This window comes from Paenibacillus rhizovicinus (assembly GCF_010365285.1).
Lineage (GTDB): Bacteria > Bacillota > Bacilli > Paenibacillales > Paenibacillaceae > Paenibacillus_Z > Paenibacillus_Z rhizovicinus.
Genome location: NZ_CP048286.1, coordinates 4,741,964 through 4,754,670 on the forward strand (window position 1 = coordinate 4,741,964; position 12,707 = coordinate 4,754,670).

The following is a 12,707-nucleotide window of genomic DNA, read 5'->3' on the forward strand; positions in this document are numbered from 1 at the left end:
CGATGTCTACTCTTGTATCCGGCAGAGAGCGCGCGCATAAAGCCGCGCTCTCTCGCAATGCCCGCGGAAGCGCAGTGCTGATCATCAGCTTGGTTCTGCTGCTCGCTGCCGCGCTTGCGGGCCTGATGTCCGGCGCCATCTCGATTCCGGCTCGCGACGTGTGGACGTCGCTCTTTCATTCTTCCGATTCGGAAGCGAGGCAAATCGTATGGAATTTGCGGCTTCCCCGCGTCCTGACAGGCATGCTGGCAGGCATTTGCCTGGCAGTTTCGGGCGCGTTCCTGCAAGGCGTATTCCGTAATCCGCTTGCTGATCCCGGCATTATCGGGGTATCGTCCGGCGGCGGTCTAGCGGCGGTCGCGATTATGATCTTGTTTCCGGAGAAAATCGCTTATCTGCCGATCTCCGCGTTTCTCGGCGCTTTGGCTGCTGCCGCAGTCGTCTACGCCTTGGCGTGGAAAGGCGGCGCTTCGCCTTTGCGGCTCATCTTGGCAGGCGTTGCCGTCAACTCGCTGCTCGGCGCGGCGATGACGGCCTTGATGATTCTGAACAGCGAGAAAGTGCAGTCCGTCCTCCCCTGGATGTCGGGAAGCCTGAACGGCCGAAGCTGGCCGCATTTCGATACGCTGCTTCCTTACACGATTGCTGGTTTGATCGCTTCCGTCTTCCTGATCAAAACAGCCAACCTGCTCGTTCTGGGCGACGATGCCGCCAAGCTGCTCGGCAGCCGCGTCGAAATCGGCAGGCTGCTTATTATCCTGCTCTCCACGTTTCTTGCGGGCGCCGCGATCAGCATCGTCGGCATGGTGGGCTTCGTCGGCTTGGTCGTGCCGCATATCGTGCGCTTGCTCGTCGGCAACGACTATCGGATTTTCCTGCCGATCTCCGCGATCGGAGGCGGGGCGCTGATTATTGCGGCGGACACGGCTGCCCGCAGCTGGTTTGACCCGATCGAGTTTCCCGTCGGCATTCTGCTCGCGCTGCTCGGAGCGCCGTTCTTTCTCTATCTGCTGCGAAGGGGGATTAAACGATGACGAAGACGACGACGCAAGCGCTGAGTGCAGCCGATCTCAAGTACGGGTACGGACGCGAAGCAGCGATCGTTAACGGCTTTGATCTAAGTGCGGCGCCCGGCGAATGGCTGGGCATCGTCGGTCCCAATGGTTCGGGCAAGTCTACCGTGCTGTGCATGCTGGCCAGGCTCGTTTCGCCGCAAGGCGGATCGGTTACGATGGACGGCAAGGATATGGCGAGCATGGACACGAAGTCGATCGCCCGGCATATGACGATGCTGACGCAAACGCAGGAGCAGGTACAGGACATCACGGTACGCGAACTCGTGCGCAGAGGACGCAATCCGCATCTGAAATGGTACGAGGAATGCAGGGGCAAGCACGAAGATGTCGTCGACTGGGCGCTGAAAGTGACGAGCATGCAGGATCTTCAGCATCGGCCGCTGCAGGAGCTTTCGGGCGGGGAGCGGCAGCGGGCGTGGCTTGCGATGTGCATGGCGCAGACGCCTAAGCTGCTGCTTCTCGACGAACCGACGACGTATCTCGATATCGCGCATCAGCTGGAATTAATGGAGCTGATCCGGCAATTGAACCGCGAGCAGGGCATTACCGTGATCATGGTGCTGCACGACTTGAATCAAGCGGCCCGTTACTGCGATCGCATCGTGGCGATGAAGCAGGGCGAGATCGTGCGGGAAGGCACGCCGGGCGACGTGTTCCGCGTGGAGTTCTTCCGCGAGGTATTTGGCATTGAAGCGAAATTGTATTACGATGACGGCGTACCTGTTTATTTGCCGTGCGGCATTGCAAAGTCAGAGCCTGAGGGCATGAACGCATACGTTACGGCATAATCGAAACATAACGAGGAGGCATTCGACCGATGATTATTGTGGAAAACCGATTCGAAATCAGAGCGGGCGCGGCGGACGCCATCTTGGAACGGTTCCGTTCGCCTAAGAGCGTTCATACCTTCCCGGGTTTCGTGCGCATGGACGTCCTGCATGCCGTCTTGTCCGACGAGACGGAAGAGGTGCGGGTATGCACGGCTTGGGAGAGCGAGGCGGCTTTCGAAGCTTGGACGAATAGCGACTCGTTCCGTCATGCGCATGGCCGGCGTGCCGAGACTGCGGGAGCCGAACGTGCGGAAGCTCCGGCCGCTGCTGCTCACGGGAGCGGTCATGGAAGCCATGGAAGCACAGCAACCGGCGCCCCGGCAAGCAGTCCGATCATTAGCAGCAAAGTAACGAGATACAACGTCGTCGTGACGCATTTGCCCGCTGAGGCGGAATAAAGCCGGAGCCGGCACCCGAGAGGGGCTGGACTTCAGGCGCAAGGCGGAGAGCCGCCAGTCGGAGACAGCCGGCGTTCTATGCTGCTGCGTTCCGCGGCGGCTGACCGTCTCGTTCAGGCGAACAAGAAACCTCCGAAATCGTGCGTGAATCGCACGGTTCCGGAGGTTTTTTGTTTCTATTATTGAGATCGTCACTCACGCCGTCAGCGCTTCCAGCTCCGCCTTCTGCCGAAAATGATGCCGGGTATGCATGCCGATCAAGTCGAACCATTCGCGCGCGTTTAGCCAGCCGAAGCCGCCGTGCTGCCATTTCATGCTCGGATTAATCGCTTCCAGCTGCAGCTCCCAGGCAAGCATGTCGCGTTCGATCCGGTCCAATCCCGCAAGCAGCTCTTCTTTGCTGCGTTCGTTGCTCGGCGTAAACTCCGGCGTATCCGGAAGCTTGATGCGAATAGGCGGAAACGCGCCGCGCAGATATACGTCCTCGCCGGCTTCGGTCTTGCCGGCAGGTTGTTCTTCGACCGACTGCGCGCAGAAGGCGACATGGGACAAATATTCGTCAGCTACCGCGATGAGATGGTCGATCAGCTGCCCCAGCGACCAGCCGCCCTGTTTGGCGATGCGCCGCAGCCTGTCCGGAGGATAGCTTTTCAAATCCTTCTTGAACGCCTCAATGAAATCGTACATCGTTAAACGCCCCTTTGCCGCGTTATTTATCGTCCGGGAGAGCAGGCTGCAACAAGGCTACGTTCTCGTCATGGATATGCGCCTTCATAAGCCGGCATGCCAGCTCGATATCCTTCGCTCTCATCGCCTGCAGGAGAATGTCGTGCTCTTCGTAGATTTGGCGAGGGTCGCTGTACATCGGGTTCTGGATGAAGAAATGCAAGCGAATCCGATTGACGATGCTCGACCAGATATTCATGACGTTGCTGGCGCGCGACGCCTGAATGATGTATTCGTGAAAGGCAATGTCGTTATTCACGATCCCGGCGGGATCCTCCCGTTCGACGGCTTCCCGGATGCCATCGACGAAGGTTTGCATGTGCGCGAAATCCGCATCGGTCATTTGAGAGAGACCGGAGCGAATCGCGAACAGCTCGATCGTAAGCCGGATCGGTATGAGCACCTCGATGACTTCCTCCTGCGAGAATTCCGCTACGACGGTTTCTTTGTACGGCGAGGAGTGCAGGAGACCTTCTTGCTCGAGCGTTCTCATCGCTTCGCGAATCGGTCCGCGGCTGACGCCCATTTCTTTGGCAATCGCGCTTTCCCTCAGCTTATCGCCCGGCTTCAGTTGGCCGTTCAGAATCGCATTGCGTATGTCATCCGTTATTCGATGTCTTAATGATGTTGGCTTTTGCTCTTTGAAGCTGAAATTGTCCATGCTTGCGTACCTCGCTGATCTCGACATGAATAGATAGGTCAATGATAGGCGAATCCCATCTTCCTGTCAAAAAAAATAAACAATAAGATTGTTGACAATCTTACGAAATGATTTTATACTCGCCTTGAACGTGAACAGCATGCGGAATATTCTCTAACTCATACAGTAGGCAGGTGACCATGCACGTGAAGATCACGGATGTAGAAGTGCTTTATTTGAAGCTTCCCCAGGTCGACGCGTCGCGCTGCGACGGCACGCAGGACACGTTGATCGTCCGGGTACGGACAGACGAAGGGATCGACGGAATCGGCGAAATCGACTCTGTTCCGGTCGTTGCCCGCGCCGTTATCGAAGCCCCGCCATCGCATTCGATCGCGACAGGCCTCAAGGAGCTGTTAATAGGCGAAGATCCTTTCGAGGTTGAGCGGCTGTGGGACAAAATGTACATGGGCGCGCTCTATTACGGGCGAACGGGTCCCGTGCTTCATGCGATGAGCGGGATCGACATTGCGCTTTGGGACATCATCGGCAAAGCTGCCAACCGTCCGACAGCTCAAATGCTGGGCGGAATCTATCGCAGGGAAATACCCGTCTACGCCAGCCTGCTTATGCCGGACACGATTGCAGAGGCTGCCAAGCTCGCCGAGAAGTACATGAACCTCGGCTACAAAGCAATCAAATTCGGCTGGGGCCCGATCGGACGCGTATCGCAGGCCTTCGATATCGAGCTTGTCCGCACGATCCGGTCGGTCATCGGCGACGAGAACCGGCTTATGATCGATGTCGGCCAAGTCTGGGACGTCAAGCACGCGATCCGGATGGCGGCGGAATTCGAGCGTTACGGCGTGTACTGGATGGAGGAACCGCTGCCGCCGGACGATTTAACCGGTTACAAGCTGTTGTCGGAGCAAGCCGGCATTTATATCGCGACAGGCGAGCAGGAGAGCGGCAGAAGGTCGTTCGACAGACTGCTGCGCGAAGGCGGAGTCGACATTCTGCAGCCGGATCTAGGACGCTGCGGGGGGCTGACGGAAGCACGCAAGATCGCCGTTATGGCTTACGATCGCAACCGCAAGGTCGTTCCTCATGCGTTCAAGACGGGCGTGCTGGTGGCGGCGAGCGCGCATTTCGCGGCGAGCATGCCGCAAGGCGACTTGATTGAATATACGCTCTCGGATTCCCCGCTCGCCAGGCATGCCGTAGCGAATCCGCTTGCGATCAAGGACGGCTGCGTTCGGCTGCCGGAAAGCCCGGGTCTGGGCATCGAGCTCGACGAGCAGACCGTGAAGAAGTATCTCGTAACGTAACTTGCGCGCCGCACCAACGACAACGACAATGATCTACTATTAGGAAGCAGCGGCTGTTTTAGCATTGTTTTAGCATCATGCCAGAAGCAATCACTTTAAACAGGAGGCCTATCCGATGAAATTGCATGCTTTGACGATGGAACAAATGTTGGCTTGGGAGCGGGACGGTTACCTTGCGATCGAGGATTTTCTAAATCCGGAAGAGTTAAGCGTTTACAATGCGGCGATGGACCAGACATTGGCGGATTACAAAGCGAAGGGCAATGTCATGCCGCCGAATATTGATCAGGTCAGCGGCGTCATCGAGCATGGCGAACTCTATCTGCAGCTAATGGAGCATCCGCGCATGATGGGCGTGATGCGCGATGTCTTCGGCGATGCGTTTACGATGATCGACAACGAGCTGTTCATCAAACATCCCGGACAGGTTACGCATGCTTCCTGGCATCGCGACACGACCACGACGATGCATCTTGGCAAGAAGCGGGTTCCGTTCATGGTCAAAGTGTTCTACTTCATGGCAGACGTTCCTTATGACGGCGGATGTCTATCCTTCCTCCCGGGCAGCCGGCATATGCCGGATGAGCTGCTTCCGTCCAGCGATCATGGCGAACAGATGCCTGGACATGTGCGCATGAATGTCAAAGCAGGCACGGCGGTGCTCTTCGACGGGGCCACGTATCATGCCGCCATGGACAACAAGTCCAATCAACAGCGAAGATCGCTCATTTATAATTACGGACCGCTGTTCCTCCGGACTTGGCCGGGTTATGAGCCGAGTCAGAGACTGCTGGAGAACCAAGCGAATACGCCGCTGAGGAACATGCTGCTGGGCGCTTCTCCTTGGCCCAATGCTCCGCATGTGTTCCAATAGCCCGGGAGGACGATGAATTGGATAACTTGCTGCTTCGGCAATTGACGGCCAGATCCAAGCCGATTCGAGTAGGCGTGGCGGGGGCAGGCCGGTTCAGCGCCGGACTTGTCATCCAGGCCGCGCGCATGAAGGGGCTGCAAATATCGGTACTGTACGATGCTCAGCCACAGTATGCGGTTGAGGCGTATATGGCTGCCGGCCACGATAAGAATGATATTCGCGGCGCTGATTCTCCGGCCGGCATTCAAGAGGCGATCGAAGCAGGCAAGCCCGTCATCGCTGCGAATCCTTTCGATATGCTGGCATGCGACCTGGACGTCATCGTGGATTCCACGGGATTGCCAGTATTCGGCGCGCAGTTCGCTTACGAGGCCTTACGGCATAAGAAACACGTGGTGATGGTTAATATCGAAGCGGACGTAGGTGTCGGTCCGGCGCTGCGCAGACTGGCAGAGCAAGAAGGAGTCGTCTATACGCTCGCCGACGGCGATCAGCCCAGTTTGGCGAAGGGGTTGTACGATTGGGCGCAAACGTTAGGGTTCGACGTCCCCGTGCTTGGTAAATGGATGACGGTCCACTCACAGGAGGAGGCGGATCGTCGTCTGAATGACCGCAATGGCATGCGGGATACGGATATCGCGTATTGGGACGGTTCCAAGTATCAAATCGAAATGGCGTGCATGGCGAATATGACCGGTTACGTACCGGATATTCCCGGCATGCATAAGCCCCGGATACCGCTTGTGGAGATTCCGGAAGCGTTCCGTCTCCGCGTTGAAGGGGGCATTTTGAATCGGAGCGGCGTTGTCGACGTCGTGGATGTCCCATACACGGGCGACTTCAACCGGGATCATCTGAATGGCGGCGTCTTCATTGTCATCGGAAGCCCGGATCCCTTCGTCCGGCGCCAGCTGCGGGAGAAAGGCATACCCATGTCATCGGACGGGTCGCAAGGCATCATCTATCGCGCGCATCATCTTGTCGGCATGGAGACACCTATATCCATCGCGAAAGCCGTCTTGCTCGGCGAGGCAACGGGAAGCCCTAAACCCCGGGCGTCAAGCGACGTCGTGGCCGTAGCCAAGAGGCATGTCAAAGCAGGAGAGACGCTTGATGGCATGGGCGGCGAATCGGTGCGTGCGCATTTGGTGGCGGCTGTCGGTTCTTCGGCAGATGACGGACTCCCTTATGCGCTCGCTCAGCATGTGGTTGCCGGCGTAGATATTCCGAAGGGAACGATGATCACCTACGGTATGCTGCGGGAACGGGGCACTGATTTCATTTGGCGGTTGAGGGAAATTCAAGACGGTTTGAACGAATTCTAATCCGGAACGATCAACAATCCGTTCGCTTCTATACGAGGCCGAATGGATTGTTTTTTGTTGCGCCCTTATAGCGAACTGCCATTGAAAAGTGATAGGTTTCATTGCTTGCTCTCATAGGAACGGTTCCCCTTCTTTTCTATACTAAATGTAACCGGTCAAGAGGAGGGAAAAAGTTGGAGGCACAGCAATCCATCCTTGCAGCGACGGAACAAACCAAGCGTACTTCGAAGCCGAAGCTGCTCGAGATATTAAGAAACCAGTGGGATTTGCAGCTCATGATCATCCCTTCCATCGTGCTGATCTTTATTTTCAGCTACATTCCGATGTACGGCGTGCTGATGGCGTTTCAGGACTACAACATGTTCGAAGGCTTCTGGGCAAGCCCATGGGTGGGATTCAAGCATTTCCGGATGTTTGTCGAGGCGCCCGAGTTTTGGCAAATCATGCGCAATACCATCATGATCAGCCTGCTCAAGCTGTTCTTCGGATTTCCGGCACCGATCGTATTGGCGCTGCTGCTGAACGAAATCAGAAGCATGGTGTTTAAGCGAATCGTGCAAACCGTCAGCTATTTGCCGCATTTCCTATCGTGGGTGATCGTAGCCGGTTTTGCGATGTCCATGCTCTCCACCGATAACGGGAGCATCAACATTTTGCTGCAGCAGCTTCACTTGATCAAGGAGCCGATTAATTTCTTGTCCATGCCGGAATATTTCTGGACTATCATCGTAACGACGGGCATTTGGAAGGATATCGGCTTCGCGACGATCGTGTACCTCGCGGCCATCGCCGGCGTTGACCCGCACTTGTATGAATCGGCTTCGATCGACGGGGCGAGCCGCTTCCGGATGATGATTCTGATTACGATCCCGTGCATCATGCCGGTTGTCATTATCTTTCTGATCTTGGCGGTAGGCGGAATTTTGAATGCGGGCTTCGATGACCTGCTGCTGCTTGGGAGCAACCCGATTCTACGCGATGTCTCCGATGTCATCGACACGTATGTGTATCGCGTCGGTATCCTGAGCAACCGGTACTCGTATGCAACGGCTGCCGGACTATTCAAGGCAGTCATCAGCGTCGGGCTGCTCGTACTGGCCAACCGCATTGCCCGCCGCATGGGGTCGAGCTTGTGGTAATCCGCCAGATCCCGGCAGCGATTAATACAAGAAGGAGCGACCGTTTATGCATTTGAGCAGCGGAGACCGCGTCTTACAGTTCTGTATTTATATCGTTCTCGTCATTCTCGCCTTCGTGACGCTGTATCCGTTCTGGAACAGTCTGATCATCTCCCTTAATTCGGGGACGGATACGTCGCTTGGCGGCGTCACGTTCTGGCCCCGCGATTTTACGATGATCAACTACAAAATCGTGTTCAGGGATGAACGCCTGCTGCATGCCTTCCTCGTCTCGGTCCTGAGAACGGTCATCGGTACTTTTCTGGCTATCTTCTGCACCTCGATTTTCGCCTATGCGATGTCCCGCAGAGGCGTGGCCGGCAAGAAGTTTTACATGATCTTTTGCATCATCACGATGTATTTCAGCGGCGGATTAATCCCATTCTTCCTCGTTTGCCGCGCGCTCGGCATGATGGACTCCTTCTGGGTCATGATTATCCCCGGGTTGATCAGCGTATGGAACATGATTATCTTTCGGACCTTCTTCATGGAGCTGCCGGAAGGACTCGAAGAATCCGCCAAAATCGACGGCGCGAACCATTTCAGCATTTACTTCCGCATCTTTTTGCCGTTGTCCGGTCCTGTCGTAGCGACGCTCTCGTTGTTCACGGCAGTCGGCCATTGGAACGACTGGTTCACGGCGACGATCTTCATCAATAATCCGGATCTGATCCCGATTCAAACGCTGCTGAATCAGATTCTGAATTCCAATATCGTTTCGGAACAATTGGCGCAAGCTTCGGGAGGCAACGCCTCGGCGCTGGACGCATTGGACCGGTTGAAGTCGGTAACGACGAAATCGCTATCTTCGGCCACGATGATGGTGGCTACCCTGCCGATCATATTGGTTTACCCGTTCGTGCAGAAATATTTCGTCAAAGGCGTGCTCGTTGGCTCACTGAAGGGCTGATCGAACGATAGAGTCGGTGATAAGCTGGTAAGAAAAGCTTGCACATACATTCCGTAAACAGGGGGTATTCAATTGAAGGCCGGAAAAATGTGGTCGGCAGTACTTGTAAGCATGCTCGGCGCGGCTCTTATTCTATCCGCATGCAGCAATGGCAATGGCAATGACAATGGCAAAGGGAAAGAGACGAATGCCAAGGCGGAAGCAAACAGCCCGAAAGCCGGGACGGCTGACAAGAGCGAGGACGAACCGATTAAAGCGGAGCCGCTGACATTCTCGTATTTCGGAAATTACGACTGGTGGGGAATCACTTCGTGGGGACAAGATATGATCTCCAAATGGATCACGGAGAAGATGGGCGTAACGGTCAAGGAGGTCGCTACCGGAGGCGCGTCGCAAGCCAAGCTCAATACGATGATTGCATCCAACAACCTCCCCGATCTCATCTTGATGGACCGCGGGCCGGGCGTAGAGCGTTTGCGGGCAGCAGGGGCATTAGTGCCGCTTGATGATTATTTGGATAAATACCCGAACTTCAAGCAATACGTCGGGGAAGCCACGTTGAACCTGCTTCGTTCCCCGGATGGCAAACTGTATCAGCTGCCGAACTACTATACGTCCACGCCCAACGGAAACTCCGGCTGGCTGATCGAGAAGAAAATCTACAAGGAGCTCGGTTCGCCGGCACTGGAAACTTTCGATGATCTGCATGCCTATTTGAAACTCGTCAAAGAGAAATATCCGACTGTCATCCCGCTTGAGATCGATACCGCAGGCTGGGGACATCGCATGATCTATACCGGCTTCAAAGAGAATAACCCGCCGATGCTGGTTGACCATTCCGTCTATGTGGACGGCGATCAATTCAAGCCGATTTGGGGCGATCCGGTTTATGCCGAGTCTTTGAAATACGTCAGCATGCTGTTCAGGGAGAAACTGATCTCCCAGGATGCGCTGACGCAAACAGGCGATCAGCTCTCTGAAAAGCTGGTCAACGGACGCGTAGCCGTTATTGCCGCGGGCGATGCAGCCAATCTCGGACGTACACCGGATGAAGAATTGAAGAAGAAAGATCCGGAGGATGGCTATATGGCCGTCTGGCCGATTCACAAAGAAGGTCTCGACAAAAACAAAATCACGCCGAACAACTGGAACTCGCTCGGCTGGAACGTAAACGTGATTACGAAGAACGCGAAGGATCCGGAGGGGATCTTCCGATTCCTTGACTGGATGACAGGTCCGGAAGGCCAGCAGGTCGTATGGTTCGGTCCGCAGGGCGTACTGTGGGATTCGGTTGACGGAGACGGCATCCCGGTGCCGAACGATAAATGGACATCGATGCCGTCGGAAGAAAAGGACAAGATCGGTTTGCAATCGTATAACTTCGTGGGCAATACGACCTTCATCGACGGCGCGAAAGTGAAAATCGAGATGGCGCTGCCGGAGGAGAAACGCAACTGGTCGACGGTTCAGCAAACGAATGTGTTCTGGAAAACGTCGATGAACGCGACGCAATTCGTCAATCTGGATCCGCTTCCGGATACAGCGGAAGGCATTGCGGCGCAGAGCGTTAGCGAAATCGCCAAAGAGGCGCTTGCCAAGGCGATCTTCGCGAAGAACGACGCTGAAGTCGATGCCGTGCTGGCACAAGCGGAGAAGGATGCGCGGAAGGTCGGATTCGACCAGGTGCTGACGTTTAAAACGAACGCGTGGCATAAGAACCAGACCATCGTCGAAGGCAATTAGTTGCATCTTGCCGATCGTTAGAAGGAGAGTATACTTGAAACTAGGTATACTCTCTTTTTTTACCAGTTTAATCGCGAAGGGAGACTGGCTGTGTACACGGTATTGCTGGCTGATGACGAACGGCTCGATCTGGAAGGCCTTCGAAGGCTCGTTCCGTGGGAACGATTGAACATGCAGGTCATTGGGACGGTAAACAGCGGTTTCGCTGCGCTTGATTTTCTAAACGAGCAGCCGGTCGATATCTTGGTGACGGACGTGCGCATGCCGCGAATGACGGGTCTTGAGCTCGCGCGGTCGGCACTGGGTCTGCTTCCGGGACTTAAAGTCGTATTCGTAAGCGGATTCGAGGACTTTCACTATGCCAAAACAGCACTTGAATTGGGCGCGAGCAGCTATGTATTGAAGCCGGTGGACGACGGGGAATTCAATCAAGTAATGCAGGCGGTAGGGCGGCAGCTGGACGAGGAGCGGGAGAAGCAGTCGTGGATTGATACGTACAGGCAGTCGATTCCATACCTTCGCAATGAATTCATCCGTCAGTGGCTGGAAGGTATAGGCGATCGGGATGAGTTACACAAGAAGCTGGATTGGATGGGGATGCGAAGCCGCGATGCCTCCTATGCGGCGGCAATCATTGAAATGGATGATGTCTCTTGGAGGCTGACTTTGAATGAATCCGAGCATCGCCTCGATCAGATCGGGCAATGGCTTGATTTTATCACGGAGGCGTGCCAGTCGGATTCGATCGGATACCCGTGCAAACTGGATTCCTATCGAATCGGCTTGATTACAGTAGGCGATAACCTTGCAGCGAAATTGAACAGGCTTATTGAGCAGGTTAAGCAGCAATTTCCTGCCTCCGTTACGATCGGTATTGGAAGCGTTATCAAGGATCCCGAGGCAATACCGCTCTCGTATCGGCAGGCCAGGAAGGCATTGTACGCGAAGCTGTTTTACGGAAAGGGCAGACTGATTCCCTATGAAGAGCTGGATGCCCCGCCGATTGCGGACGGCAGCAATTTGGAGAGCATTTTGTCCGAGCTCTTCAAGGCGGCATCCGAGTATGACCTCGTGAAGGTCGACGATTGTTTGCTCGATTTGTTTGCGGTTGCCGCTCGATTGGAGCAGAAGAGCACGGTGTGTACCTTCCTGCTGCACCTTATTTCGAAGTTGGAGCAGTATTTGCAAGGCATTAATGAAGATCTCTACCAGATGATCGGCCTTGATTATCATAGCTTGGATGTCCTGCACCGGTTCGAGACCATCGACGACATTATTTCGTGGTTCAGGCGCAAGTTGTTCGAGGTTTCGGAGAAGCTTCATATGAAGAGCCAGAAGAAGAACAGAAAGCTTATCGAAGAAGTCCGCATGTATATCGACCGGCGATTGGGTACGGAGTTGACCTTGAAGGAAGTGGCCGACCGCTTCTCCTTCTCCCCGAATCATCTCGGAGTATTATTCAAAGACGAAACAGGAGAAACCTTCAGCAGTTATCTGATAAGTAAGAGAATGTCCGCCGCCCGAACCCATCTGCAGAATCCGAAGATGAAAATATACGAGGTCGCGCATATGACAGGCTATCAGAACATCGCGTATTTCAGCCGGCAATTCAAGGAATGGTCGGGGATGACTCCCGGAGATTTCCGCAAGCAATGCTGAATGTCAATTAATCGGGGGGC

Annotated in this window: 12 protein-coding genes; 10 read left to right on the top strand and 2 right to left on the bottom strand. The window is 55.0% G+C overall.

Annotated features, from left to right (window positions below; genetic code table 11):
- Window positions 1–2 precede the first annotated feature (2 nt).
- The 3 genes from GZH47_RS21275 to GZH47_RS21285 are packed head-to-tail and all read left to right on the top strand — an operon-like array spanning window position 3 to window position 2,304.
- Entirely contained in the window at window positions 3–1,034 is a 1,032-nt protein-coding gene (locus tag GZH47_RS21275) for a FecCD family ABC transporter permease (RefSeq protein ID WP_162643052.1), read from the top strand.
- Window positions 1,031–1,864: an ABC transporter ATP-binding protein gene (locus GZH47_RS21280; RefSeq protein ID WP_162643054.1), complete on the top strand. Its 834-nt coding sequence runs from the start codon at window positions 1,031–1,033 to the stop codon at window positions 1,862–1,864. The genes GZH47_RS21275 and GZH47_RS21280 overlap by 4 nt, the downstream gene beginning before the upstream one ends.
- A gap of 29 nt (window positions 1,865–1,893) precedes the next feature.
- Complete coding sequence (locus GZH47_RS21285; protein ID WP_162643055.1) at window positions 1,894–2,304, top strand: antibiotic biosynthesis monooxygenase; 411 nt, start codon at window positions 1,894–1,896, stop codon at window positions 2,302–2,304.
- Between the two features lie 195 nt (window positions 2,305–2,499).
- On the opposite strand, the gene GZH47_RS21290 is transcribed toward GZH47_RS21285, so the two are convergent.
- Window positions 2,500–2,991 (bottom strand): DinB family protein, encoded by a 492-nt coding sequence (locus GZH47_RS21290; RefSeq protein WP_162643057.1) that lies wholly within the window; start codon window positions 2,989–2,991, stop codon window positions 2,500–2,502.
- Between the two features lie 22 nt (window positions 2,992–3,013).
- Window positions 3,014–3,691: a GntR family transcriptional regulator gene (locus GZH47_RS21295; RefSeq protein ID WP_162643059.1), complete on the bottom strand. Its 678-nt coding sequence runs from the start codon at window positions 3,689–3,691 to the stop codon at window positions 3,014–3,016.
- 185 nt (window positions 3,692–3,876) lie between these two features.
- Here GZH47_RS21295 and GZH47_RS21300 point away from each other — a divergent pair, with 185 nt between their 5' ends.
- The 7 genes from GZH47_RS21300 (at window position 3,877) to GZH47_RS21330 (ending at window position 12,687) form a co-directional block, all read left to right on the top strand.
- Window positions 3,877–4,998, top strand: coding sequence for a mandelate racemase/muconate lactonizing enzyme family protein (locus GZH47_RS21300; RefSeq protein ID WP_162643061.1), 1,122 nt, complete (start codon window positions 3,877–3,879; stop codon window positions 4,996–4,998).
- Between the two features lie 115 nt (window positions 4,999–5,113).
- Window positions 5,114–5,872, top strand: coding sequence for a phytanoyl-CoA dioxygenase family protein (locus GZH47_RS21305; protein ID WP_162643062.1), 759 nt, complete (start codon window positions 5,114–5,116; stop codon window positions 5,870–5,872).
- 17 nt (window positions 5,873–5,889) lie between these two features.
- Window positions 5,890–7,197, top strand: coding sequence for an NAD(P)H-dependent oxidoreductase (locus GZH47_RS21310; protein ID WP_162643064.1), 1,308 nt, complete (start codon window positions 5,890–5,892; stop codon window positions 7,195–7,197).
- A gap of 275 nt (window positions 7,198–7,472) precedes the next feature.
- On the top strand, window positions 7,473–8,336 hold the full coding sequence (locus GZH47_RS21315) for an ABC transporter permease (RefSeq protein ID WP_162645356.1): 864 nt from the start codon (window positions 7,473–7,475) through the stop codon (window positions 8,334–8,336).
- Between the two features lie 46 nt (window positions 8,337–8,382).
- On the top strand, window positions 8,383–9,285 hold the full coding sequence (locus GZH47_RS21320; RefSeq protein WP_162643066.1) for a carbohydrate ABC transporter permease: 903 nt from the start codon (window positions 8,383–8,385) through the stop codon (window positions 9,283–9,285).
- Between the two features lie 72 nt (window positions 9,286–9,357).
- Window positions 9,358–11,028, top strand: coding sequence for an extracellular solute-binding protein (locus GZH47_RS21325; protein WP_318653377.1), 1,671 nt, complete (start codon window positions 9,358–9,360; stop codon window positions 11,026–11,028).
- Window positions 11,029–11,118: 90 nt separating this feature from the next.
- Window positions 11,119–12,687 (top strand): helix-turn-helix domain-containing protein, encoded by a 1,569-nt coding sequence (locus GZH47_RS21330; RefSeq protein ID WP_162643067.1) that lies wholly within the window; start codon window positions 11,119–11,121, stop codon window positions 12,685–12,687.
- Window positions 12,688–12,707 lie beyond the last annotated feature (20 nt).